Source organism: Labrys sp. 22185, from assembly GCF_052045555.1.
In the GTDB taxonomy this organism is placed as follows: Bacteria; Pseudomonadota; Alphaproteobacteria; order Rhizobiales; family Labraceae; genus Labrys; species Labrys neptuniae.
On record NZ_JBQEPH010000035.1, the window covers coordinates 1 to 25345 of the forward strand.

The following is a 25345-nucleotide window of genomic DNA, read 5'->3' on the forward strand; positions in this document are numbered from 1 at the left end:
CAGCGCCAGCGCATCGCCATTGCCAGAGCCCTTGCCACCAATCCGCCGATCCTGATCTTCGACGAGGCGACCTCGGCGCTCGATTATGAGAGCGAGCGGGTGATCCAGACCAATATGCGCCAGATCGTCCAGGGGCGCACCGTGATCATCATCGCCCATCGCCTTGCCGCGGTCCGGCCCTGCAACCGCATCGTCGGCATGGCGGATGGCCGCATCGTCGAGATCGGCAGCCATGCCGAGCTGCTGGCCAGGCCAGACGGTGTCTATGCCCGGCTCTGGGCCCTGCAGAACGACAGGATGGAGGCGGCCTCATCATGAACGCGCAATCCCCACCGCCCAATGCCGGCCGGCCCATTCCCAGGCCGCCCAAACGCCTCAAGCCGCGCCGCTCGGACCAGGAGTTCCTGGCGCCGGCCCTGGAGATCCTGGAGACGCCGCCGTCGCCGGTGCGCATGGCCCTGATCGTGATCATCTGCGCCTTCGTGGTGGTTTCCCTGCTCTGGTCCTACTTCGGGCGCATCGACATCATCGCGGTGGCGCAGGGCAAGTTCGAGCCGGCGGGCAAGGTCAAGATCATCCAGCCGTTAGAGGCAGGCAAAGTCAAAAGCCTGCCCCCCGTCGACGGCAGCCATGTCAAACGGGGCGAGGTGGTCCTCGCGCTCGACGCCACCGAGGAATTGGCGGAAGAGGCAGGGCTCACCCGCAGCCTCGCCTCCTTCAAGGCCGAAGCGGCACGGCGACGGGCGGCCATCGATGCCGCCCATCAGCGCAAGCTGACGCCGCCACCTTCCATCGCCTGGGCTGACGACATTCCCGAGTTGCTCCGCAGCCGCGAACAGCACATCCTCAATTCCGATCTGAGTCAGCTTGGCTCGAGCCTCGCCTCGCTGCAGGCCCAGCGCCAGGCCAAGCTGATCGCGCGGGATCGTAGCCAACAGACAGTCGAGACCCAGAAATCGCTGATTGCGACGCTGCAGGAACGTGTCGCCATGCGCTCGACAGCCGAGACCAAGCAGGCGGTGACCAAGGCCAGCGTCATCGATGCCACCGAGACCTTGAAGTATCAGATCACCCAGCTGAGCATCCATCAGGGTGCACTGGCGGAGGCCGAGTCCGGCGCTGAGGTACTGGCGCGCGAGATCGACAAGACGGTCGAGACCTTCGTCTCCGACAATGCGGTCAAGCTCGGGGATGCCGAGCGCCAGGTCGACGATCTCACCCAGAAGCTTGCCAAGGCCACGGCGCAGCGCGAACGCAAGACCATCCTCGCGCCGATCTCCGGCACGGTGCAGGCTTCCGTCATCGGCACCATCGGCCAGGTGGTCGTTCCCGGCCAGGAGGTCATGCGCATCGTGCCGGATGACTCCAAGCTTCAGCTCCAGGTCTATGTTCTCAACACGGACATCGGCTTCGTCAGGCCGGGGCAGCAAGCGGTGGTGAAGATCCAGTCCTTCCCCTTCACCCGCTATGGCACTATCAATGCCACGGTGAGCCGGGTCGCCACCGATGCCATTCCCGAGGCCGATGCCGCGCAGCTCGAGGGCAATCCGGCCGCGCAGATCGCAAAATCCACCTTTGCCGGGGCTGAGCGTACCCAGAACCTCGTCTTCCCAGTCACGCTTACACCTGATCGGGAAGTGATGGATGCCGATGGTCATCGCGTCACGCTTACCCCCGGCATGGCCGCTACCGTCGAGATCAAGACCGATAGCCGAAGGATTCTCGAATATGTGTTCTCGCCGATCGTCGAGGTCGCAAGCGAGGCCTTGAAGGAGAGATAAATGGCGATATCTAGGAACAGGCCAGCGGTCATCCAGCGCGAGGTCACCAACGACTATTGAGCATATTGGGCTACTCGCCGCGAGGCTGATATGCGAGCCGCCGTCAGTGCCAAGCGCCTCAACGGTGCCGCTCTCTACAACTCTATCCTGAAATCATCAGCGTCAGACCAAGGCCTCGGGTCTCCGACGGCCGCCGTACCGGCGCCTGCCTGCGAAATCGCACCTAAAGTAATTATACTTTGATTTAAGAATTTAATTCAAGAATAAACATATTTAAAAATATATTGTTCTATAATATTTATGTAAATAAATTCGTTATTCAGTTTTTGATCGTCACAATATTGACATGTTAGGTTTTCTGCGAAACTATAATGCTATCGCCCGTTGCACACATCAGAGGAAGGGGGGTGCAACAAAAAATGCTAGCTCGCCGTTGCCTTGTGCAGTTGACAGGATGCCATGACAATGGGGCGTCAAAGATGGCAGACGAGAGCAACGCACTCTTCTCGCCACTGCCCGATACAATAACGGGTGGCACTTGATACATCTATGACAGCCCGTGCGAAGGCCAAGGTCTTCGCGGTCCTTGTTCTTCAGGACAATGAGTACCGGGGAGCTGAGGCCCAATGTAAATTGGAGGATTACCACGGGAAATTGGTTCAAGTCGCCCTATTACCTCCGTGAGATAAGTGAACGACGAAGCAAAAGAAGGGTGCACCGAAACAGGAAAAGTAATCTAGATTAATGAAACTGGGGCCCGCGCTTATCTTGGCGATGACGATACGCGGGACCGTTAGGAACAAAAAATACAAAAGAAGGCTATCCAGGATGAGTATTTTTGGGTGGGTTGCGTCGGCTGTCAGCAGCGTCGGCAACCTTGTCAGCAAGAGCATTATCGAACCGACAAAAAAAGTTTTAGCCGGCACCATAAAAGCAGCTTCTAATTTAATAAGTATACCTTTCGTTGCTGGCGCGGATCTTGTAAATGTGGCATCAAACCTTACGATAGGCAGTATTAATGCAAGTATGAATTTTCTTGCCGGAATTACCAGCGCAGTGACAGACGGTGCCAAAAGATTCTTTTCTGGAGATTATCTTAATGGTATTGTAGATGCCGTTACGCAGTTCCTCGGAAGTTCTTCTAGATTGGTATACGATCTATCAAACATCTCCGGGAAGTTTATTGGTAATTTGATAGGCAACCTGGATAAAGTCATACCAGGAATAAAGACTCCAATATTAGGAGTTCTTGACGCATCAGCAAGCATTTCTAAGTATATTACAAGTATTTGTCAAAATATTATATCAGAATGTATAAACATAGGCAACAATTCTATCTCATTTATTACCAAGGAGGCTGAAAATGTACTGGGAAAAGGAAACTTAATTACTTTAATATTGGATACTATATCGAAGGCATCAGCAACGGCAAGCTCCGTTTCAGAGGCAATTATTCCCATATTAGGTAATTTAGCTAGGTCAATTATTGGCCGAATTCCTGATGCGGCATCGGACAGCTCATCCTCGCGGGTTGAGAATGTGTATGCACTTATATTGCCAAAAACTGAAGAAAATTATTCCGAAATTAAGGTCAATGTTGTTGTAAAAAATGGCACAGAGCGGCCAATCCTTGCTTTTGCGCACCAGGTGCTCACAGCGGATGCCGCAGAACGGGCAATTAATGATGGGGCTAATGGTATCGAGATAGATCTGCGCTATAAAAATGACGAGTGGGTAGCCGATCATGACAATAGACCAAATGGAGACTCTCAGCGCGACCCTCTAGAAAAGATATTGAATAAATATTTAGAACTAGCAAAAACTCATAACGTAAACTCGATATGGTTTGATATTAAAGAACTGGAGGACAACACATTAACCGAAATCGCTGCGTACAAAATGAAGGACTTGGCAAAAAAATTAACCGAACAAGGTATAAATGTTATTTACGAATCTTATCAGAATTCCAATAATATTGCAGCTAAGATACTTTTCAATGACCTTTCCGAACGGGAATATGTTGCGGCAGGTTGGGACGATCCGGCTGATGGTATAGAATTTTTCAAAAAAATGGGAATATCTCCTGAACACAGGATATTGGTCCCCGGGGGGACTAGTGGTACGATGCTCTTGGCATCTAACGAGCATGTTAAAGAGGCAATCGCCCTCAGGCAAAAAGGAGAGGTCAGCGCGGTATTTACCTGGACCATCCCAGATGGCTACCAAGATATTGCCAAAGAACGTCTTGATTACGGTATTGATGGACTCATATACGGCAACATTAACTTAAAAGATGCAGATTATCTATATGGTCAGCCTGGGCTAACGAAAGACAAATGCGATCCCGGCGAAGTTTGTGAAGATGTAAGAGAGTTGATTTCGCATACGCCTGGAGCCCGGTTAGCGGTTAACGGTGAACATTTGGGGAATAATTCTTCTACAGTCATGCCTCAGGCGGAGATTGTCGGGCCTCAAAAAGAATGGACCCTTGGCGAGTCACAAAGTCGGAGTTTGGCTAAATACGACAGTGATAAAAATGGCTTCCTTGATGCCAACGACGCTAAATGGTATGAGATTGTTATAGGTTATGACCAAAACAACAGTGGAATGATTGAATCTAATGAAAGATATCACTTAAAGGATATTGGCATTAGCCGTATTATTTTACCACCGACTACTCAGTTTCCGAATTAATTAATTGGAGAAATCGGGGGGCGCGAAGACTTACTCCTCAGTCTGAAGCATCCCCCGGCAATTCTCCCATTTTTAGAAAGATTGGATTGTAGAATTGTTTGGTCCCGGCAATTGATGGTGCGGGTTATTGATGAATTTGGCCGGCTCGCCTGCCCATGCTTTGCAGATTGCTTCGTAGGGCGTGAGGCCGCATAAGGTCTTGAGGCGGCGAGCAAAGATATAGGCCGCGGCGAAGTCGGCGAGGTGCTGGCGCAGTTGGTCGTGGCTTTCGTAGTGGAAGCGCCTGACGGTCGCGTCCTTGATGGTGCGGTTCATTCTCTCCACTTGGCCATTGGTCCAAGGATGGCGAGCCTTGGTCAGGCGATGCTCGATGTCGAGACCGGCGCAAGCAGCCTCAAAGGAGTGGCAGCGGAAGAGCATGCCCAGGGCCCGCATCGTCTTAATGTCCCGCGGCGTCCAGCCATCGCCTGAAGGATCGGTGAAGTGCGTCCCATTGTCGGTGAGCACTGTGTGGGTCGTGTAAGGAACCGCGGCGGCAAGGGCTCGCAGGAAGTTGCCGGCGACACGTCGCGTGGCTTTCTGGTGCAGTTCGGCAAACGCGAACTTGGAAGCCCGATCTATGGCCACAGGCAGGTAGAGCTTGCCTTCTTGGGTGTGCACCTCGGCAATGTCGATATGGAAGTAGCCAAGCGGGTAGTGCTTGAATTTGGCTTTGACCGGCTTGTCGCCTCCCACATCCGCCAGGCGTGAGATACCATGGCTCTGCAAGCAGCGATGCAGGCTGGAGCGCGTCAGGTGCGGGACCGGCCGCTGCAACGCATACGGGCGATCGTCCAGCGGCAGATGAAGCTCGCATTGGCCAGAAGAATGGCGTTGTGCGCCAATGGGCCAGGCGCGGTACACGTCCCCGCCAGCCGGCGGACCAGCGCTACCAGAGCGCCTACCTGTTCGGTGCCGTCTGTCCCGCACGTGGCGTCGGTACAGGCTTGGCCATGCCCTATGCCGACACCGACGCCATGCAGGTCCATCTCGATGAGGCCAGTCGCAAGGTGGTAAAGGGCGCCCATGCCGCCCTTATCCTCGACCGCGCCGGATGGCACATCACCGACAGGCTGAAGGTGCCCAAAAACATTCTTGGCGTCAGAAAACATATCCTAGGGCGAGACAATCTTCTGATAGCCCACCGGTCTTCGTTCTTATATCATTTCTCGCCCTCGGATTGCCCTGATGAGATATCATCACCGACATCGTCCGGAATCTCACGCAGAAAACTCTGCCCTTTTTGCAGTCGCCTGCCGAGGATCTCGACAAAGCCCTCGAAACGTTCGCGTCCTTTGGCCTGGGAAGCAGCCTGCACCTCCGCCGGCAGCGGCGGTGTGATCGAGAGCCAGAAGCGAACGAACAGGGCCAAAGTCTCGGCCGTGACGCCGACATCGCGCTCGATGCGCTGCAGCTGACGAGTGAGCCGGTCGAGGCGGCGGGTGAATGCCGCTTCCCGCAGGTCGGCATTGTCGGGCGAGAGGAAGGAGCCCACAGCTGCCTCCACGATAGCGGAGCGCGCCAAGCGCTTGCGCTCGGCAAGCTCGTTGATCCGACCGATCAACTCGGTGGGCAGGCTCAGATTGAGACGGTCGCGCATGGCTCAAAGCTCCATGCCATCATCGGGATCGAGCGAGACCTGTCGCGCCAGGCCCGTTGTCTTCCGGCGCAATGCCTGACGCTGGCGAGCAAGGGTCTCCGGCTCGTCGTCGAGCAAGGCGGTGAACTCCTTGGCGGGTTTCTCCTCCTGCGTTTCCTTGACGATCGCGACGTGGTCCGCCAGGTCCGGCTCGCGGCGCAGCCCGGCATTGGCCTCGTCCAGATTGGCTACGGCTGCCGCCTTCAGCATCGGGTCGGGCATCTGGGGCTCTCGTTTCGACCAGGCATCGACAGCTTCGGTTCGTTCGAACCGGCGAGGATCAGGCGCGTCCACCAGACGCCCGCGGAAGCGATCGTCCTCATAGTAGCGTGCTTTCCGCGCCCGGATCGGCGGCGTGCCGGCGAGCATGACGATCTCCTCGTCCGGCGGCAGCTGCATCACCTCGCCCGGCGTAAGCAAAGGCCGGGCCGTTTCCGAGCGGGAGACCATGAGGTGTCCGAGCCAGGGCGAGAGACGATGTCCGGCATAGTTCTTCATCGCCTTCATCTCGGTTGCGGTGCCGAGCGCGTCCGAGACGCGCTTGGCCGTGCGCTCGTCATTGGTGGCGAAGCTCACCCGGACATGACAGTTATCCAGGATCGAATTGTTGGCGCCATAGGCCTTCTCGATCTGGTTGAGGCTCTGGGCGATCAGGAAGCTCTTGATGCCGTAGCCGGCCATGAACGCGAGTGCCGACTCGAAGAAGTCGAGCCGTCCGAGCGCCGGGAATTCGTCCAGCATCATCAGCAGGCGGTGGCGCTCGCTCGTGGCATCAAGGTCCTCGGTCAGGCGCCGGCCGATCTGGTTGAGCACGAGGCGGATCAGCGGCTTGGTACGCGAGATGTCGGAGGGCGGCACGACCAGATAGAGTGTGGCGGGACGCAGATCGGCTGTCAGGTCGGCGATACGCCAGTCGCAGCGGCTGGTCACCGCGGCGACGACGGGATCGCGGTAGAGGCCGAGGAAGGACATGGCGGTCGAGAGCACGCCCGAGCGCTCATTGCCTGATTTGTTGAGGAGTTCGCGCGCGGTCGAGGCGACGACGGGATGGGGTCCCCTTTCGCCCAGGTGCTTCGTCGTCATCATCGCCAGCAGTGTCGCCTCGATGGAGCGCTGCGGGTCGGAAAGGAAGGCGGCGACGCCGGCCAGCGTCTTGTCCTTCTCGGCATAGAGAACATGGAGGATTGCGCCAACCAGGAGTGCATGGCTGGTTTTCTCCCAATGATTGCGCCGCTCGAGCGAGCCTTCGGGATCGACCAGCACATCGGCGACGTTCTGCACGTCCCTGACCTCCCAGTCGCCCTGGCGCACCTCGAGCAAGGGATTGTAAGCGGCAGAGTCCGAGTTGGTGGGATCGAACAAAAGGACGCGACCGTGCCGGGCGCGGAAGCCGGCGGTGAGCCGCCAGTTCTCGCCCTTGATGTCATGGACGATGGCCGACCCCGGCCAGGTCAGCAATGTGGGCACCACCAGGCCAACGCCCTTGCCCGAACGGGTCGGGGCAAAGCACAGGACATGTTCAGCTCCGTCATGGCGCAGATAGGCACGCTCATGCCGGCCGAGGATGACGCCATCGGCGCCGAACAGACCGGCGGCGGCAATCTCCCTCAAGTCGGCCCAGCGTGCCGAGCCATAGGTCTCAACCTTCTTCACCTCGCGTGCCCGCCACACCGACATGGCGATGGCAACCATGATGGACAGAAAGCCGCCAGAGGCTGCGATGAACGCGCCTTGGTTGAAGATCGCTGGCGCATAGGCATCATAGAAATACCACCACCAGAAAAAGGCTGGCGGGTAATAGACGGGCAAGCCTAGCAAGTCGAACCACGGCGCTCCCAACTGACTCTGGAAGCCGAGCTGCCAGGCGACATATTGGGTGGCGACCCAGATGGTCGCGAGGACGATAAGAAAGACCACTGTGATCGGCCCCCACAGGATCCGGGTCGCGGACATGGCAAGGTCCTTTCTGCTCGTGGGTGTTGGGGCTATGCGCACGTCAGAGGCCGAGCCCGAGGTCGCGCTTGCGGCCAAGGCTCCATTCGATACCACCGCCTTCCCTGGCAATGCCGGCAACGTGCTGGCCAAGCTTGCGATCAAGCTCGCGCGACCAGGGCACCAGCTGGAAGCCAAGACCATTGTCGATCACGGCAAAGCGGCCAGAGGAGAGGCTGAGGCGCTGGCGCAGCGTGCCGGCAATGGAGGCGCCTGCCTCAGCCTTCAGGTGCGGCAGACCGGTCTCGGCCGAGAGCTGATTGCCGACCGTTTCGAGCTCGCGACGCCGCAAAGTCGAGAGCAGGTTGCGCTGCAGCACCAGGCGCTGGCCGTCGCGTTGTGCCAGCCCCTGACCGGCCAGATGCTCCGCCCGCGCCAGCATGGCCTCCCGCACCTCCTGGCCGAAGCCGGTCTGAGCCATCGCCATAGGCTCACGCTCGACCAGGCGATGATCGAGCCAGGTGGAGCCGGGAGCGCTGACCTGGGCCGTAAGATCGAGATCGGAGCGCAGGGCAAGAACGAGGGTCGGTCGCCGGTCGTCCGTTCCACCAAAGCGGCGCACCTCAACGATGCCGCCATCGGGCGGCGCCTGTTCGAAGGCTTCGATGCCCTGGAAGCGGACATGATGGGCCCGGCCATCCGTGCCGTCGATGACGGCATAGGCTTCACCGGTCAGCTCGTCGTGCAAGCCTCTGTCGACGAGACGGCCGATGATCGGCGAACCACTGCCGACATCATCGATGACATAGTCGGCCACGCCACGCTCCCCTCCCCGCTCGGCAAAGGCGCGGTGCATGGTCTTGATGATGTCGCTGCGTTCCCCCAGATCGCGCAGCGTGCGCTCGGCTTCGAGGCCGACCAACCATTCGCCTGATGCTGATTGAACGGCGAGGCCCATCTTCTCCAGATGCTGGAGGCGCCCGACCATCAGGCGCCGCAGCTCGGGATCGGCAAGGCCGGTATTGCCAGGGCGCAGGTCGATATAGCCTGCCTCATCGGCGGTGTGCTGGATCTCGGCGTCGAGGCGGGTCCAGCGTTCGGCCGTGATCTCCTTCTCGAGCGCATTGCGGATCTCATGCTCGGGTCTGGGGCCGAGTTCGAGGCAGATCAGGTCCTCGGCGCGCGAGCGCTGGCCCCGGCTGACATAGTCACGCGCAATCACCAGATCCGCGCCGGTGTCGTCGACGCCGCGTACGATGAGATGCACATGCGGATTGTCGGTGTTCCAGTGATCGGCGGCGACCCAGTCTAGGCGGGTGCCGAGATCGGCTTCCATCTGCCGGGCAAGATCGCGGGTAAAGGCTTTGAGGTCGCTCATCTCGGCAGCGTCCTCGGGCGAGACAATGAAGCGGAAGTGATGGCGGTCGTCCCGGCAGCGCTCGGCAAAGGCGAGATCGTCGGCGCGATCGGTGGCAGCGTCGAACATCACGCCCCTGCCCCCCTCGCGGCTGACGCCCTCGCGCTTGAGGTAGGACAGGTGCGCCGAGACCGGCGCCGAGCGGAAGGCCTGTCCCTTGTGGCGGGCGATGCGGGCCTTGACCACGACGCGGCGCGTGGGGGCGAATAGGCGTGAGCGGCCGAAGGCGGTGCGCCCGCGCCCGAAGGTGGAATGGCCAGGCCGGCCGCCCGTCGTTCTTGCGGATCGGGTGCCGGCGATGTGTCCGGCCCTCTGCGCGGCTCGCAGCACCCTGTTGATGAAGCTCTTGGGCTTGGGCGCACGGGTGGAGCGGATACGGCCAGGCCGGATGCAAAGGTCGCTGTCCCGCCCGCTCATGGCAAGGCCTCCAGCGGGCTGTGCATGCGGGAGCATTGAAAACTCTCACAAAAACCGGGCAGCATGCCCGCGACCGACCGGCCTGCACTGGAAAAAACGAGCCACGTCAGTGGCTTGGCGCATTCCGGGCAGGCGCTTTTATCTCGCCATACTCCGGTCGCCTGTAAGCGTGCCCCGCTTGCACGCTCTTTCCCCCGTGCAATATCGCAACATGTCGGGTTCCTTCGCAGTAAGGAGGATCTGCGATGAATTTGAGACATTATGGGAACAAGGTACGCCAGTCCTACCGGCTGATTCACATCGATGCCTGGCGCCGCAGCGGTGTGACCAGGACGGAATATTGTCGCAAGCATCGCCTGACGAAGGGCACGTTCGACCGCTGGCTCGAGTACCTTCTTGGCGCGGACGCCGCTCGTAAACATGCGGAATATCAGGCACAATTGCGCCGCGAGAAGAGATTGGCTGAGCGCGAGAAGCGCCGAGGGAACGGTGTCCGGCGGCACTTTGCTGTCAGCACGGACACCCGCAACAGGGCGCTTCAAGCGTTCTGGGCAATGCATGTGGAGGCGATGAACTGGAGCGGGATGAGCATCCGCGACTACGCCGGCTCGCTGCATTTGTCGCCGCGTACGCTGCGCCGATGGTGCCTTCTGCTGGAGAGCGGCGAGGTGGAAATCGACTGGCGGGCGCATCTTCATCCCTCCGCTCGACCGGTCGTTAGCACTAGTGCTAACGCTATGACGCCGGAAACCGGCTTGACAGACGTTGTGAAGAGTGAGCCGTCCCGGCGCTTCTTCAGCGACGAAGATAAGCGAGCCATCGCGCTGGAAAGTGACCAGACAGGCGTCAGCGTCTCGCAGGTCGCGCGCAAGCACGGGATCGTCACGGGAATGCTGTTCCGCTGGCGTGTGCAGTTCGGCGTGGCGCAGAAGAAGCGCGCGCGGCTGGCGACCGTGCCGTTGGCTGACGACGCAGCGACAACACGCGCGTTGCGGAAGCTTGTGCAGCCACCGAGCGGAATGGAGGCTGTCGATCTGCCGGACGGGCGACGCGTCTTCGCGCCGGCAGGCAGCGATCCCGCTGCGGTGCGTGCGCAAGCGGGTAGCGGAGGGACCGCACCATGATGATGGTCCCGGCCGGCGTGAAAGTGCATTTGGCTTTGGGCTACACCGACATGCGCAAGGGCCTGGATGGGCTTGCCATGTTGGTGCAGGAGACGCTGAAGCAGGATCCGTTCTCGGGCCATCTGTTCGCCTTCCGGGGCAGGAAAGCCTCGATGCTCAAGATCCTGTTCTGGGATGGGAACGGGTTGTGCCTGTTCACCAAGCGGCTCGATCAGGGCAGCTTCGCCTGGCCGGTAATGGCCGGCTTCGATGGCTCGATCACGCTGACGCCGGCGCAGCTTGCCATGCTGATCGAGGGTATCGACTGGCGCGCACCCGAACGGGTGTGGAAGCCTGCTCGGGCGGGCTGAGAATCCACCGCCAAACAGCACGTAAATGCCCGGAATCCTTGGGGTTTGGGGCACGTCATGATAGAGTCGATCATGTTGATCGATCTCGACAATCTGCCTTCCGATGTCAGCCTCCTGCACCAGCTCGTGCGCGAGATGGCTGGTGTCGTCGAGAGCCGCGACGGCGAGATCGAACGCCTGCAGTCGATCATCAAGAAGCTTCAGCGGGCGCAGTTCGGCCGCCGCTCCGAGCGTCTCGACGCCGACCAACTGGCACTCGCTCTGGAAGATCTCGATAGCGACATTGCCCGCATTCGCGAGAGCCATCCTGCTGCCGTAAGGAGACCCTCCGATCAACCATCCCGTCGCAAATCCTTGCCCGATCATCTGCCGCGCGAAGACGTGCGGATCGATATCGATAGTGCCGTCTGCACGGACTGTGGCGGCGCGTTGCATGCAATCGGCGAAAGCGCCAGCGAGATGCTGGACTGGATCCCAGCTCAACTTCGCGTGATCCGCACCGTTCGTCCCAAATATGCCTGCCGGACCTGCGAGACGGTGGCGCAAGCTCCAGCGCCGGAGCGGTTGATCGCCGGCGGCACGGCAACGCCGGCGCTGATTGCCCATGTGTTGGTGAGCAAATATTGCGACCACACACCGCTCTACCGGCAGTCGCAGATCTTCGCCCGGCACGGTGTCGAGCTGGCGCGTTCCACCTTGGCCGGGTGGGTCGGCGGTGCCTGCTGGTGGCTCGAAGCCCTGCACGAAAGGCTGTGCCGCAACGTATTCGCTTCCGGCAATCTGTTCGCCGACGACACGTCGATCCCGGTGCTCGATCCTGGCCGTGGCCGCACCAAGACCGGCAGGCTTTGGGTCTATGCCCGTGAGCAACGGGCCTGGTCCGGTCCTGAGCCGCCGGCCGCGGTCTATCTGTACGCTCCGGATCGCAGGGCCGAACGTCCCGTATCGCATCTCCAGCACTTCAAGGGCGTGCTGCATGTCGATGGCTATGCCGGCTTCGAGCAGCTCACCGCCAAGGGCGAGATTATGTTGGCCGCCTGCTGGGCTCATACGCGGCGCAATTTTTACGATGTGTCCCAAACCACGGGATCGCCGGTAGCAGACGAGGCTTTGCGCCGGATCGGCGAGATCTATGCTGTGGAAGCGCAGCTTCGCGGCCAATCTCCACCCCACCGGCTGGCCGCCCGACGGAGACGATCGCGGCCACTGGTCGACCAACTGCATGCCTGGCTGGGCGCACAGCTCAAGCGCATCTCTGGCCGTAGCACACTCGCCGATGCGATCCGGTATGCGCTGTCGCGCTGGGACGAATTGACCCGCTTCCTCCACGATGGCCGCATCGAGCTCGACACCAATCCGGTCGAGCGAGCGATCCGCCCCGTGAAGCTCGGACGCAAGAACCATCTGTTTGCCGGCAGCGACGCCGGTGGCGAGCGCTGGGCGATCCTGTGCTCGCTGATCGAGACGGCAAAGCTCAACAACGTCGAGCCCTATGCCTATCTCGCCGATATCCTCCAACGCATGGTCGACGGTCACCCCGTCAACCGGCTCGATGAACTCTTGCCCTGGGCGTGGAAGGCTGCAAATCCTGTCAATAGATAGGGCCATGTGCCGGCGCCGGACGCTTACGGTCGCCTCCCCTGGCTTCCCCCTGCGCTCCCTCCAGACCACGCCAGAACCCGAGACAGCGCGAAACAGCATCGGCTCGCTCAGCGTCCTCATGGCACCCTCCTTCCACCTGCGTGCATTGCGAACAAGCTCTCCGAATGCGGCACGATGACTGCGACGCTGCGCGCCTTGGCTGCCATCGCGCTGTCATTTGACCGACGATCGACCAGCAGTCCCGCTGCACCCGGTCGGCCGTCCAGTTGGGCGATGAAGAGCGGTGCGCGCTTCCAAGCCTTGGGATCGACCGCCGCAAGAACGAAAGGGCGCAATCGTTTGTCGACGCCCATGATCGGCGCGAGCATTGCGACATAGGCGCGGGTCTCGGCCGGCAAAGGACGCCCGGCGAGATAGGCTTCATAGCGCGCCGGACCGGCATTGTAGGCGGCCAGGAAGCCGGGCGAGCCGTACCGGTCGTAGAGCTCGCGCAGATAGGCGGTGCCCGCCAGGATGTTGTCGCGCGGATCGAAGGGATCGGGGCCGAGGCGATGCCGAGCACGCAGATCGAGCCAGGTCGCCGGCATGATCTGCATCAGGCCGCGGGCGCCCTTGCGCGAGACGGCAGCAATCTCGCTGTCACTCTCGGCACGCATGACAGCCCGGATCCAGGCCGACGGCAGACGGAAGCGCTGTGCGGCATCGGCAATGTGCCTGGCATAGGGATCCCTTGGCGAGAGACGATCGACGACGGCTGGTTGGGCAATGGCTGCGCCAGGAGGCACGATCACAACAATCAGGCCGGCAAGGGAAAGGAGGACCACGCGCCGTGCAGTACGGTGCAACCAAGGCACCGCCGGGTTGCTCACCGGGGAACAGTGCGATGCCATTGCTCAGTCCTTCTCCGTGCGATCGCGCGGGCGGCTCCAGTGCAGTGACCAGGAGGTTTTGTCGCCGCCGTCCTGGAACAAATTGGCGCGGATCGGTTGCGGCAGGGCCGGATCGTCGATGACCAGGGAGATGAAGGCCCCAGCCTTCTCGCTGGTGCGTTGCCATCCGGCACCGATCTCGGGGCCTTCTTCACCACCGACATGCAACCGGTAGTCGGGCGTATTCTCGGCTTCGTTCGGTTCGGCCGGAAGAAGGGCCAACTCCGTGTTGAGGAACAGCGTATGAATGCGTCCGAAGAACCCCTTCCTCTCGCGCGTGAACTGTCCGATCTGTGCCATGTCTAGCTCCATGTCATGGTGGTTCAGTGATGAGAACGATGACGGCAGGTAGGCCGCCGGCGAGCGTTCAGCGCGTCGGCGCGCGCCATCGAAACCGGCCCTCGCCGGCTTCGTCGGTGAACAAGGGGATGGCCCGGCCGATCACGCTGCTTGCCGGCAGCACACCGAAATAGCGGCCGTCGAAGCTGTCGCGGACGGCCCGGTTCATGACGAAGATCTCGCCATCGGACAGCCGACGGCAGCCTTGCCAGACCGGCAGGGCGCGGCCCTGCCGGTCGCGATCGAGCGCGTCGCCGACCAACGCTCCATCGACCCGGATGCTGCGCTCGCGACGGCACACCACCTGCCCTGTTCGCGCAGCGACATATTTGAGGAGTGGCACGCCTTGCCCGACATAGCCGCGCTCGACCATGAAGTGGACAACCGGCTCGAGCGGGAGAACCGCGATAAGGTCGTCGGTATCGAGAGCGTCCGCCGATGTGACCAAATACAGACCGATCGGCGTGCTGGCCGAGGCGTTCCAGACGAGCCGGAGGGGCATCGGCACAATGGTCGGGATGGCGGTGCCGACCACCGCGAGCGTCGTCGCGATGACATAACTTCGACGGGTCATCGTTCGATCTCCCGCCGTTTGAGCCAGGCTTGGTGACGGCCAATCGTGTAGGGACGTGGCGACAACCCGACGTTCATGCGGTTGTGAACATGCCGCCAATGGTCGGGCGCGACCTCGGCCAGATCGATGTCGAGCGCTTCGATCGCATCGATATGCCGGAGCACCTGCTCGACCTTCGGCCAGCCCTCGATCCGGAGCAGGATGTCGGCACCCGGCCGCACGAATGGCAGAGTCTGATAGGGCTCGCCTTGCTCGACAGCCCGCACAATGTCGATGCAGGACAGGATCGTCCCATAGTCGTTGGCGGCCCAGCGCAGGAAGGCAAAGATGCTGCCCGGACGGAACGAGAGAATGCGCCGCTGCCGGTCGATTGCCTGCTCCTGCGCCGCATGGCCGAAGCGGATCCAGTTCGACATGCGTCGGTCGATCCAGGTCAGCTCGACATGCGTGAGAGCGTCTTCTCGCGCGGTCGGCCGAAGATCGCCGCGCAGGCCGTGACAAGCTGCGCCGGTCATGCTGGTTCTCCGAGGTGGAATGGAAATGGCCGCGCGGGCACGAAGCACCGCCTGTTGGCGACAGCTGCACTGCGCCGAACTGTTGCGCTCTCGGACCCGCCACATTGGCTGGGCTTCAGAACTATGGTCAGCCGGCAAACAAGGTCGGCAACATCGCCGTTGCGCGGCGAGGTATCAGCCACAGAGCATTTGGCGCGCGAATTCCATGTCATATCCGCGAACTCGTGCCCCGGTTCACGGGACGTCGCGCACTGGTACGAGATCAGGGAGCTGATCGGCTGGATCACGGCTTCACCGCCGAACGGCAGCGCCCGGATCGCACTGCCAAGGTGACAGCTTGGAGCATCTATATCGATGCCATGGGCGAGGTTGAGCGAAGGCTCCGCCTGCGTTGGGGACCAAGAAGGCAGCCCAAGCCCTGGACGAAGAGAAGACCGGCCTTTGCTCGATGCGACGATCGGAGGGAAGCGGGTCTGCGCTTTGAGAGAACCCGATAGGTTATCCTCAGGCTGGCAGAAGCGCTGATCCGTTAGAAAGATTCCGAAGGAATCTAAGTTATATAAGTTACGAGCGCTGTAAGCCTTTGAAATGACGGGAGGGAACGACGATTCCGGTCCCCGATGGCACGCGGATCGGGTCCTCGATGGCACGTCAGGTCGGGTCCTTGATGGCACGAGACTATTCACAGCTTATCCACAGAGGTCAGAGCTGGTCGCAGGCGGCGCCGCCGGGCGAACGACATGGGATCGACAGGAGTAAAGGACAGGGTTTGCGAACCGCTCGCGCCGTGGTCCAGGCTCAGCCGATAGCCGGGCAAAGCCTGCCGGCGGACGATGTCGCGCAGGTCGTAGGCGAAATGCTTGAGGGACGAGAGGCTGCCGGATTTGCGATGGAGCTGAACGAAATCGAAGCTCCAGCCATATTCCTGGCGGCCGCCATGCTTGCGTACCAGGCGATAGAGCCAGCGCTCGAGCCCACCGGTCAGCCCAAAATAAGCCCTGTCGATGGTGAGCACGAAGGCATCGTCGACCACGGCGCGGTAAAACCAGTCGGGCAGGATCAGTTCGAGGCCGAGGGGCCGCCCGCGCTGATCGGTGCACTCCTGCCACTCATTGATCCAGGAGAAACGGTGCCGCCTGCCCTCTACCGGCTGCCGGATTGAGGTGCATACGGTGGTCGATTGCAGGCGATCGAACGCGGCCTTGAGACGCTGATAGTCGCGCAGACTGGTGCCCCGCCCGATGAATCTGAGGATCTCGTAGGGCGTGGCGGCCATGAGCCGCGACGTGCCCAGCCCGGAATCGCGAGCCTCGATGATCTGGCTTGCCGCCCAGATCAGGATATCGGCATCCCAGATCGTGGCCATGCCATGTTCAGGCACGGCTTCGACCCGGATCGAGACATCACCGGCGCGGAAATCGATCGGCGTGACCCGATGCGACTTGGCGAGGGAAAAGAAGGGATAGGCCATGAGGTCCTGCGCGTCTCGGGGCGCGATGTCGCCGGGTCGGGACTGGAACAGGTCGAGCTGTCCGCGTTCCGAGGAGGGTCGACGCCGCGCCGTCATGAACGGGCCGCCGGTCAGCGGGGAAAACGACTGGCGTGGAGCGGCGAGGCATGCCGCTTGGCCGGCAGGACCGATCCGCGCGGATCGCTGGTCGAGGTGACGGCGCCGCGGTCAGTCCAGGCGAGAAGCTCGTCGATGGCGTAGACGACCCGCCCGCCGAGCTTGCGATAGGCCGGGCCGGTTCCGTAGGTGCGATGCTTTTCCAGCGTGCGGGCGGAGAGGCTGAGGAAGTGGGCGGCTTCCTTGGTACGCAGGAACTTCGGCGGCAGGGCAGCTAAATCTGATCGCATGGAATGGGCCTTTCGTGGCGTTTGGATCACCACTGACGACCAGCGGCGAGCACGAGACCACGATGGCGAAGTGAGGGTGTCGAGATGCAGTGCGAATTTAGGGGTACCCAAAATCGCACACCGGCATCGACGGCGGATGCGGCTAGGATCTACGGCGATGACGAAGCAGTTTGCGATAGCCGCCAGCAATCATGGCGCGGGCCTCACGCAGCAGGGCCATGACGACAAAGCGGGTCGAGGCGACCTGCCAGTCGTCGCGAGCAAGTGGCTCCTGTCGCAACACGACCTGGGCGATATCCTGCTGGGTGGCGCCGTGGCGCGAACCGTCCCAGGCCTGCAGCATACGGCGAGCACGGGCCCGTTGCTGGGGTGTCAGGCGGCTATCGGGCGGTACGCGCCGGCGATGCAAGGCGGCCAGGAAACGATAGAGCGCTTCGAGACGATCAAAGCCCTCGAGGCCAAGTGGCACAAGGGCCGCCAGCGCCCCTGCGCGCTCGCTATGCCCGTGACAGAGGAGTTGCGTGCGCCGTTGTGTGCCGAGCTCAAAAAGGACGTGCGTTCCCAGCTCATCGGTTCGCGTCACCTGTCCCGCGAGCTGTGCCCGAATATCGCTGGAATCGATCAGCCCACCCGGGGTCGGCGCCAGCAGGACCGTGCTCGTGTCTTCGAGCGGGGACCAGAAGATAGCGGGTCGATCATGCGAAGGATCGGCCGGGAAATTGCAACCTCCAGCGTTCGCGGATCCGGTTGCCAAGCGAATGGCGGTCGACGCCGGTCGTGGCAAATGCGACATAGTCCCGGCGATAAGCCTCGTTGCGGCGCAGCCACTCCCAGGCCAGATCGGAAGCTGTCAGCTCATTGATATGATCGTAGTGCGCGGCGGTGCGCCACCGGGATGCATCTGGTCCCATCGTTCCCCCAATCCGCCTCCTCAATGAGGCAGAACTAGGATTCCGGGATCGACGGCTCACGGGGAGTCAGAGAATGGGCAACAGGTGTTGCCGTTTCGGCATCACGTTGTCTGTAACCAGGCTTGACCCTATGCCTTTGCAAGGACGGAGCGTGATCATTCGGCCAATTTTTGAGGTTACCCTGGGAACTTATCGCCAACATGCCTATGGTTGGACCTATCAAGAACAAAATTTCTTTCCGATTGATCGCCTAGATACGTCCGACTTATGCCGAGATGTCTCTATCCATTCCCAAGATTGTTCGATACAGGCTTCGCAATTCCTCCGGCGCCGCTTCCACGATCTCATCCGGCCGATCTATGGCTGCGTCACCCCAGATAGTTGCTAGAACATTTCGCCAAGCGCGATCCGGGTCTCTAGCCCACAAGGTACTTTTTCTAGGCTCCTCAACAAGCGTTTCGCTCATCTCGCCTTTTCGGGCTTGAACGAGGAGAGCCAGGCTATTCTTATTCGCGATCAGCGCTGGATAGATCTTGCGAGCGGTCATGTGCTGAATGTTTTCGGCAGAGGCAATCAGCAGGCGGATCGCATCACGTGTGAAACCGTATTTCGCGATATAAGCATGGACCAGGTTGGCATGAGCCGACTGATGTTCTCCATCACAGATGCGCAGATAGTCTAAAGCGAGGCCACCATAGGACTTATCAGCCAGAGTCAAAGCAAACACAGCGAATGTGCCCGGCATCACCGGGTTCTCCTCCGGCGAGTTCGAATACCATTCGAACTCGCGCATGGCCAGACGAGCATACCGCTCGATCAGCGGCCAGAGGGCGGGGTAGATTGCGGCATTAGCAAATAGTTGATTGACACCCTTTTTTGGCAATCCGCCGATTGGTAGGAACATTTTGTTCGGGCTACGGAACTCAATGGCGTAGCTTCGGGGAAACTCTGCTTCTAATACATCGGCAAGGTGGTCGAGAATTTTTCGATAATTCTCCTCGCTCTCAATCTTGATGGCCATCCGGATCGTGGCGAAGGCATCGTTTGCTTTAAACGTTAAATCTTCATCTTTGTAGTCCGTGATAGCTTTTGGCAGCTCGCCACTTCCGTACTGCTTTAGTTGAGATGGCAATTTAGACCCCAGGGCAGTCATCTTTCTGAATATTTCTTCTGCAGTGAAGTAGTCCCAACTTGCTCCATATTTTATATTACAAATAGCAATATAGCACGCGAAATGTGCGATATTATATTCGACCTCTCCTACGATCAATTTCTCGTGAGCGCGTTGAAGCCACTCGTCTAATTTTGGCTTTAACTCATGCCATCTTCCGATTTTACGCAACTTTTCACAAAAGTTTTTAGATTTTTCGTAGCTAAACCCCTCTTTATCCTGAAAATAAAGAAATATTTCTAAAAGATGATCATTGCCAATCCCCCAGCGCTCAATCGACGAGCCACCTTGATAGCCAAATGTCAAACACCATGGGTAATCAATTTTATAATCGTCTCCGCTTTCAAGAACGATACGAACAAATTCCTCATATATAGGCTTTAATGTGAGTGGATTCTTCTGATATTTCTGATAATCAAGGTAATTCGTGATTATGTTATTCGCATCGGCCCAGGCCTCGGTAAGTGAACGCAGCCCAACTTTGCGCTCACTGAGAAGGCTCGCGATCATTGTCAGTTCATGTTTTCCGTGAGGATCCGCCAGCCGATCAAGTTGGGTGACAACAAGAGTGTCACCTTCACGAAGCTCATCAAATACGCGTTTTCGTTTCGGTCGGGGATTGCCCATTGTGAGCCGATCCTCATAAATCGAGGTACAGCCGGCTGCCGTCAGTGCAGAACGTTGGCGACTTAGATCCTGATTGCCGGCTGAAGTTTTGCCGTAGGTATACGCATAACCAATTAGCATGGGCAAATCCTCTACCGGAACTTAGTCGTGTTGTGACCTAAATTTATTTCAGAAATAAACTCCGCCTGATCTTGGAAATTCAAACTCAGATAGATATTTTTCTGTAATATATAAAAGAAATCTGCGATATCGCTTGTGGAATACTCGCCCGCCCTATGCATGCGACATAACTTTTTTTGTCTGCAGTCTTTTAGCTTGGGGGCTTGCCGCGCGGCTTTCCCTGAGCGCGTGCGACGGGCCGGAACGACGTAGTAGGTGAGACGGGCCATGATCACACAACCTTCAGATTCCCGGCCTTGGCCTTGCCCGTCTTGCGGTCGGTCACAAGTTCATAGGCAACCTTCTGTCCCTCGTGGACATCATCAAGGCCTGCCTTCTCAATCTCGCTGACATGGAGGAAAACATCGCCACCTCCGTCATCGGGCTGAATGAAGCCATATCCCTTCTGGGCGTTGAACCATTTGACGGTACCAGTGGCCATCCAAAGATCCCTCCACAAAAAAAGAGCAGCGAACGCTAACCTGAGGCGGCATGGTACGCCAGCAAGGATTTTGGTGCGCCGCGAATGGGCTCGATGCCCACGAGCGGCGCTGTGCACAAGGAGAAGAGAGACAGGCGCATCCGCACCTGCCTCTCGAAGCCTCAGAACGGGATGGCTGCGGCCGGGACCGGTTCGGTCGGAGCGAGGAAGGTAGCCCAGAAGCTATCGGCTTCCTCGGCAGCGAGGGCCTTGCGGGCTTCCTGCAAGGCGTTCCCGATCGCCTCGCGTTCAATGGGATCGAGGCAGGTTTTGTATTCGGCACGCAATTCTTCGATGTGCTGCTCGAGGCTAAATTCGTAGGTCATGGTGTCCTCCTTGGTCTCGATGACCGGAGGCGGGCACGGTCGCAGCGAAGACAGGGTCGAGGAGCGCGCAGCGACCGACGGAGTCGGCGAGTGGGGGAGCCGAAATTCGCCAGAATTTTGGGGGAACCGCTCGTCCTTGAGGCTGGCTGAGCGAGCCGTAGACTTGGATGTCCGAGAGAGAAAGGGAGCGCGGCCCCATCAGCGCCGGCAGGCGCGGGGCCGCTCCGTTCCGGCTGGCAAGCCGGAGTGTTGGACGCGATGATCGCAAGAACCCGGTGGCTTGCGCCACCGGGCTCCTGATACTCGGCTTAGAATGGGATACCCGAGTCGTCGTCCTGCCGATCCTCGCCGTTTTCGGTCTGTTTAGCCCGGCTCAGGAAGTCGACCGTCTCGGCGATGATCTCGCAGCCATAGCGCTCGACGCCGTCCTGGTCGGTCCATTTGGTGTAGTGAATGCGGCCGCGAACCAGAACCTTCATACCTGCCTCGCAATGCTGCCGGATCGTCTTGCCGAGTCCGTTGAAGGCGGTGATGCGGTGCCATTCGGTGTCCTGAACCCGGTAGCCGTCCTTGTCACGAATGACCTTGCCTTCGGTGTAGCGGGGACGCGAGGTAGCAAGCGTGAAGTGGGTGATGGTAGTGCCGTTCTGGGTGGTGCGAGTTTCCGGGGCCTGGCCGATGTTGCCGGCGAGAATGACGATGTTCTGCATTGTGGGTCTCCGTTGCTTCTCGAAGGGACCATTCCCTCCGACGAGACCCGGCCGAGGCCGTCGAGAGAGGCCTGCATTGCCGCCTCAGGCGGCAACCTGACCCCTAAGGTCCGCAGTGGTGCGGGCAGGCGCTTGCGCCCACACGGTGCGGAACCGCGGGGGTTGCTGGAGAATCTCGAACGGACTTAGGGGATCTGTCAGTCGGAGGGATTGGTGCTTTCGCAAGCGCGACCTCGGGGACATACAGCAAAACCCACGTCCTTGCCGGCCGCGATGATACGCCCGGTTCCCCGAAATCCCCGTCCAACGCCGAGGCGCTCGACCGCCTTCCACATCGTGCCAAAGTCGAGACCGGCAACATGCTCAGTCAGTCAAGCAACACCTGACTGGAGGGATACTTGGGTACGTGCCGACGTCCGCAGCTTCTAGGGCTTATGCCTCTTCGCCAGGAGGAAGAAGGAGCTCGACATGACTGACCTCAAGGGCCTGTGCCAATTCATAGAGCGTAATGATGGTTGGGTTACGCTTACCCCGCTCCAGGTTGGAGAGATATTGCTGGCTGAAGCCCGAGCGCGCCTCGACCTCTTCCTGCGTCAGGCCTCTTTCCTGTCGCAGGCGAGCGAAGTTCTGCCCTACCAGCTTGCGCATATCCATGCGCCAATGGTTGGCGTAAGGCGGCGCGTATGTGTATCAACTATAATATGTAAATGCGATCCATCCCGAACAATCTAAAGGCGTGGATGCCGGGTGGAGAGCGGCATCAATCGCTGTTATGCCCCCAGACTTTTCGCGGGTAATTCATCTTGAGCAGTCCAAATCTGAGACGGACCTTAAGGCACCGCGCTCCTGTTCCGGCAATGATCACGGCCGATGCCGCTGATCAGGCATTTCGTCTGGCAGGGCCGAAAGATGAAACGATGCATAGATGTAGCCGGTCGTACGTTCGAGACGAGTTTCAAAGCCCCGCTCCTGCATCACCTCAAGGAGGCCATGTTGCTCGCTGGCCGTGGAAAACCGACGCTGACGAGCAGCCAGAACCTCCCTGGACTGCAAACCATGGGATGCCAGCATGGTGGCTATGTCGGTGTAGGAATAAGGATGCATGACGAAGGCTGCCACCCATGGACGAGATATCCTGGCTGCCGCGTATATTCGCGCGAAGGTACGCTCGGTGGCATAGCCGACACTTCCCGTCGAAATGATGATGTCAGCTCCTTCCAGCGCCCGTTTTTCGGGGACGGTAGGCTCGGTGCGCTCCAGGTCGGTGGTGACGATGGCATCGACCAATCCAACGGACCGGGCGTAGCGGGCAGCCCGTTCGCTGGGGTCGACGCCGACAATATGAAGGTCGGCTCCCACACTCCGGCTTTCAAAGAAGGCACGATGGTCGACGCTGCGCCGACCGGCCAGAGGTCCGTCCTCGGCGGCATAGGCCGCGTAGAGGTCATCAAGGCTCATGTCGGTACGTAGGAGCGCGGCATTGATGCCGTAGGAACAGCCGATATCGATGATCTTGAGCCGATCCTTTTGGCGCAGCGACCTGTAGCGATCGAAGATCGACAGAAAGACGGGCTTGGCTCGATCGGGAATGATGTAATCCAGCGCCAGATGCGCCTTCAGATAGCTGTGCGGCCAGTCCCGATTATAGCTGGCCGAAAAGTCATGCTTCACCATCCGGATACCATCTGGAGAGCTCGGGCCGGTCTTGATCATCAGGAATCTCCCTGCGTGCCATTTCTCGACTTCAGCTTGTGCGCCGCCAGGTGGGTTTGCAAACTACATTGCAGAATATATTCGACATACCAATTGGTTAGCCTCAATTCGGCAACCGGTATACCGGCTTAGGTAATCGGTATCCCACCGTTGACAATACATATTATAATATGTAAAAGCGATATATCGGGAGGTTGTTTCATGCCGTTGAGCATCGAACATCAGGCGCCATCGCCACGGCAGCGTTTTGCCGCCATTCACCAGACGTTGCGCAATCGGATATGCCTGTTGATCTATCCACCCGGGGCGGCGCTCAGCGAGGCGGAGTTAGCGCGCGAATTCGGGGTCAGCCGAACGCCGATGCGGCGAGTGATGCAGGCATTGGAGAACGAAGGACTGATCGAGACCACGCCGAGTGTCGGCTCCATGGTCACGGCCGTCGACCTGCGAGCGCTGCGCGATGCCTATTCACTGCGCATCAAGCTTGCTGAGTTGCTCGGCGAGCTCAGCCCTGCGACGACGTTCACCCGCACGATTGCAACGCTGCGTGAACTGGCTGCCGAGTGCACCCCCTTGGTGGTGGACCATGACGTTCGGGCACTGGCTCAGATCAGCCACAGGCTGCAGGATGAAATCCTGCAATTGTCCGGCAACGCCGAATACCGGATCATTTCCGAAGTTCTCTACTACAAGACGATCCGGGCCTATCTACAGATCCTGCCCGAACTCAACTGGTCCCCGGAGATCCTCTCCCAAGCCGAGGAGATCGGCGAGATCATCGCCTCGCTGGAGGCCTGTGACGTCAAGGCCGTCGGCTTCATCCGACGCAACCACATCGCTCGCACTCTCAACCGCATTACCAGCTTCATGCTCGGTGAACGGGATTGATGGAGGAGAACCGGATGACAGCGAATGTCGCCATTTCCAACCAGAGCCGCACCCCACTCCAGGCCGAAGCCGTCTTTTTGCATGATGTCGACAAGAGCTATGATGGCTCATCGAATGTTGTCGAGGGGCTCAATCTCGAAGTTGGCGCCGGCGAGTTTCTCACCATCCTGGGACCATCCGGGTCGGGCAAGACCAGCATCTTGATGATGCTGGCCGGCTTCGAGCAGCCCAGCGCCGGTTCGATCCGCATCGGGGACAGGGACGTTTCGCACCTGCCGCCCTATCGGCGCAATATCGGCATGGTGTTTCAGCATTATGCCTTGTTTCCGCACCTGACCATCGCCCAAAATCTCGCTTATCCCCTGCAAGCCCGCAGATGGCCGCGCGTAGACGTCAGCGAGCGTGTCGGCTGGGCGCTTTCCCTGGTTCGTCTGGGTGACATGGGGGAGCGCTATCCCGCGCAATTGTCGGGTGGACAGCAACAACGCATCGCGCTTGCCCGAGCGCTCATCTACAATCCACAGCTGGTGCTGATGGACGAACCCTTGGGCGCGCTCGACAAGCAGCTGCGCGATCAGATGCAGGACGAAATCACCCGCATTCATCGTGACCTGAGGCCGACCATCATCTATGTGACCCACGACCAGGGCGAGGCCTTGTCCTTGTCAGATCGGGTCTGCGTCTTCGAGGGCGGACGCATCGCCCAGGTCGGCACGCCTACCGACCTCTATGAGGCCCCGGCCAGCTCCTTCGTGGCGGGCTTTCTTGGAGAAAACAACGCCATCTCCGGCACGTTTCTATCATCGGATGGGGACTGCTGCCACATACGGCTCACCGGTGGCGAAGTCGTTTGCGCACTCAACATGGGCAATGCCCACTACGGCGAACCGGTTTGTGTCGCCATCAGACCGGAGCGCATAAGAACCGTCCAGGAGGGTGGCTGCAACGCTCTCCAGGCTGAAGTGATCGATGCAACCTATCTTGGTGACGTGCACCGAGTACGCCTGCGCACGAGCGATGGCGCTGAGATCATCTGGAAACTCCCCAATTGCGGCAGCCAGCCCCTGCCCTCACAGGGTGAAACAATAAGACTGGGCTGGAACACACAGGACGCCCGGGCCTTTCCAGCCCCTCGTTCCTGACACTCATT

At 59.6% G+C, this 25345-nt stretch carries 25 protein-coding genes and 2 pseudogenes; 9 read left to right on the forward strand and 18 right to left on the reverse strand.

The annotated features are described in order from the left end of the window. The 3 genes from ACTJKX_RS32985 to ACTJKX_RS32995 all read left to right on the forward strand — a co-directional run. Positions 1-318, forward strand: a 318-nt coding sequence (locus tag ACTJKX_RS32985) for an ATP-binding cassette domain-containing protein (RefSeq protein WP_440727868.1), incomplete at its 5' end; no start/stop codon positions are given. Next, complete coding sequence (locus ACTJKX_RS32990; RefSeq protein ID WP_394314840.1) at positions 315-1781, forward strand: HlyD family type I secretion periplasmic adaptor subunit; 1467 nt, start codon at positions 315-317, stop codon at positions 1779-1781. The genes ACTJKX_RS32985 and ACTJKX_RS32990, both read left to right, overlap by 4 nt. Positions 1782-2609: 828 nt before the next feature. Then, positions 2610-4475 (forward strand): hypothetical protein, encoded by a 1866-nt coding sequence (locus tag ACTJKX_RS32995; RefSeq protein WP_440727869.1) that lies wholly within the window; start codon positions 2610-2612, stop codon positions 4473-4475. Between the two features lie 72 nt (positions 4476-4547). Here the strand turns inward: ACTJKX_RS32995 and ACTJKX_RS33000 are convergent. After that, positions 4548-5318: pseudogene (locus ACTJKX_RS33000) on the reverse strand (DDE-type integrase/transposase/recombinase); the annotation flags it as partial. On the opposite strand from ACTJKX_RS33000, the pseudogene ACTJKX_RS33005 reads away from it, so the two are divergent. Beyond that, a pseudogene (locus ACTJKX_RS33005) lies at positions 5318-5608 on the forward strand (transposase); the annotation flags it as partial. The pseudogenes ACTJKX_RS33000 and ACTJKX_RS33005 sit on opposite strands and share 1 nt — an antisense overlap. Before the next feature lie 68 nt (positions 5609-5676). On the opposite strand, the gene ACTJKX_RS33010 reads toward ACTJKX_RS33005, so the two are convergent. The 3 genes from ACTJKX_RS33010 to ACTJKX_RS33020 are packed head-to-tail and all read right to left on the reverse strand — an operon-like array spanning position 5677 to position 9919. Continuing rightward, positions 5677-6114 carry a ribbon-helix-helix protein, CopG family gene (locus ACTJKX_RS33010; protein WP_440727870.1) on the reverse strand — a complete coding sequence of 146 codons (438 nt, stop codon included), beginning with the start codon at positions 6112-6114 and terminating at the stop codon, positions 5677-5679. A 3-nt stretch (positions 6115-6117) separates the two neighbouring features. Next, positions 6118-8106 (reverse strand): conjugal transfer protein TraG, encoded by a 1989-nt coding sequence (locus tag ACTJKX_RS33015; RefSeq protein ID WP_440727871.1) that lies wholly within the window; start codon positions 8104-8106, stop codon positions 6118-6120. Positions 8107-8149: 43 nt separating this feature from the next. Beyond that, positions 8150-9919, reverse strand: a complete 1770-nt coding sequence (locus ACTJKX_RS33020; protein ID WP_440727872.1) for a relaxase/mobilization nuclease domain-containing protein — start codon at positions 9917-9919, stop codon at positions 8150-8152. Positions 9920-10164: 245 nt separating this feature from the next. Between ACTJKX_RS33020 and tnpA the strand changes: the two genes are divergently transcribed. The 3 genes from tnpA (at position 10165) to tnpC (ending at position 12995) form a co-directional block, all read left to right on the forward strand. Further along, complete coding sequence (gene tnpA, locus ACTJKX_RS33025) at positions 10165-11043, forward strand: IS66 family insertion sequence element accessory protein TnpA (protein ID WP_440727873.1); 879 nt, start codon at positions 10165-10167, stop codon at positions 11041-11043. Next, positions 11040-11393: an IS66 family insertion sequence element accessory protein TnpB gene (tnpB, locus tag ACTJKX_RS33030; protein WP_440727874.1), complete on the forward strand. Its 354-nt coding sequence runs from the start codon at positions 11040-11042 to the stop codon at positions 11391-11393. Before tnpA ends, tnpB begins: the two co-directional genes overlap by 4 nt. A 72-nt stretch (positions 11394-11465) precedes the next feature. Beyond that, positions 11466-12995 carry an IS66 family transposase gene (gene tnpC, locus ACTJKX_RS33035; RefSeq protein ID WP_440727875.1) on the forward strand — a complete coding sequence of 510 codons (1530 nt, stop codon included), beginning with the start codon at positions 11466-11468 and terminating at the stop codon, positions 12993-12995. Between the two features lie 116 nt (positions 12996-13111). On the opposite strand, the gene ACTJKX_RS33040 is transcribed toward tnpC, so the two are convergent. From ACTJKX_RS33040 to ACTJKX_RS33105, 14 genes are all read right to left on the reverse strand, one after another. Then, positions 13112-13885 (reverse strand): lytic transglycosylase domain-containing protein, encoded by a 774-nt coding sequence (locus tag ACTJKX_RS33040; RefSeq protein WP_440727876.1) that lies wholly within the window; start codon positions 13883-13885, stop codon positions 13112-13114. Between the two features lie 3 nt (positions 13886-13888). Further along, on the reverse strand, positions 13889-14224 hold the full coding sequence (locus ACTJKX_RS33045; RefSeq protein ID WP_440727877.1) for a DUF736 domain-containing protein: 336 nt from the start codon (positions 14222-14224) through the stop codon (positions 13889-13891). 67 nt (positions 14225-14291) lie between these two features. Continuing rightward, positions 14292-14837, reverse strand: coding sequence for a S26 family signal peptidase (locus ACTJKX_RS33050; protein ID WP_440727878.1), 546 nt, complete (start codon positions 14835-14837; stop codon positions 14292-14294). Next, positions 14834-15352 carry a DUF2840 domain-containing protein gene (locus tag ACTJKX_RS33055; protein WP_440727879.1) on the reverse strand — a complete coding sequence of 173 codons (519 nt, stop codon included), beginning with the start codon at positions 15350-15352 and terminating at the stop codon, positions 14834-14836. The genes ACTJKX_RS33050 and ACTJKX_RS33055 overlap by 4 nt, the downstream gene beginning before the upstream one ends. A gap of 682 nt (positions 15353-16034) precedes the next feature. Continuing rightward, a complete protein-coding gene (locus ACTJKX_RS33060; RefSeq protein WP_440727880.1) occupies positions 16035-16919 on the reverse strand; it encodes a replication initiator protein A in 885 nt (294 codons plus the stop codon). Between the two features lie 14 nt (positions 16920-16933). Next, positions 16934-17209: a helix-turn-helix transcriptional regulator gene (locus ACTJKX_RS33065; protein WP_440727881.1), complete on the reverse strand. Its 276-nt coding sequence runs from the start codon at positions 17207-17209 to the stop codon at positions 16934-16936. Positions 17210-17351: 142 nt separating this feature from the next. Further along, positions 17352-17678, reverse strand: coding sequence for a DUF2285 domain-containing protein (locus ACTJKX_RS33070; protein ID WP_440727882.1), 327 nt, complete (start codon positions 17676-17678; stop codon positions 17352-17354). Between the two features lie 226 nt (positions 17679-17904). Next, positions 17905-18120, reverse strand: coding sequence for a transcriptional regulator domain-containing protein (locus ACTJKX_RS33075; protein ID WP_440727883.1), 216 nt, complete (start codon positions 18118-18120; stop codon positions 17905-17907). A 265-nt stretch (positions 18121-18385) separates the two neighbouring features. After that, entirely contained in the window at positions 18386-20038 is a 1653-nt protein-coding gene (locus tag ACTJKX_RS33080) for a DUF6138 family protein (protein ID WP_440727884.1), read from the reverse strand. Between the two features lie 271 nt (positions 20039-20309). Further along, entirely contained in the window at positions 20310-20519 is a 210-nt protein-coding gene (locus tag ACTJKX_RS33085; protein WP_311945041.1) for a cold-shock protein, read from the reverse strand. 161 nt (positions 20520-20680) lie between these two features. Further along, positions 20681-20884, reverse strand: a complete 204-nt coding sequence (locus tag ACTJKX_RS33090; protein WP_311945040.1) for a hypothetical protein — start codon at positions 20882-20884, stop codon at positions 20681-20683. Between the two features lie 308 nt (positions 20885-21192). Beyond that, a complete protein-coding gene (locus ACTJKX_RS33095) occupies positions 21193-21594 on the reverse strand; it encodes a single-stranded DNA-binding protein (protein WP_440727885.1) in 402 nt (133 codons plus the stop codon). A gap of 432 nt (positions 21595-22026) precedes the next feature. Continuing rightward, the gene (locus ACTJKX_RS33100; RefSeq protein ID WP_311934714.1) at positions 22027-22248 is read right to left on the reverse strand and encodes a helix-turn-helix domain-containing protein; all 222 of its coding nucleotides are present in this window, start codon (positions 22246-22248) and stop codon (positions 22027-22029) included. 207 nt (positions 22249-22455) lie between these two features. Beyond that, positions 22456-23307, reverse strand: coding sequence for a hypothetical protein (locus ACTJKX_RS33105; protein ID WP_440727886.1), 852 nt, complete (start codon positions 23305-23307; stop codon positions 22456-22458). Positions 23308-23508: 201 nt separating this feature from the next. Between ACTJKX_RS33105 and ACTJKX_RS33110 the strand changes: the two genes are divergently transcribed. Both ACTJKX_RS33110 and ACTJKX_RS33115 read left to right on the forward strand, forming a co-directional pair. Continuing rightward, positions 23509-24195, forward strand: coding sequence for a GntR family transcriptional regulator (locus ACTJKX_RS33110; protein WP_440727887.1), 687 nt, complete (start codon positions 23509-23511; stop codon positions 24193-24195). A 14-nt stretch (positions 24196-24209) separates the two neighbouring features. Continuing rightward, positions 24210-25337, forward strand: a complete 1128-nt coding sequence (locus tag ACTJKX_RS33115; protein WP_440727888.1) for an ABC transporter ATP-binding protein — start codon at positions 24210-24212, stop codon at positions 25335-25337. Positions 25338-25345 lie beyond the last annotated feature (8 nt).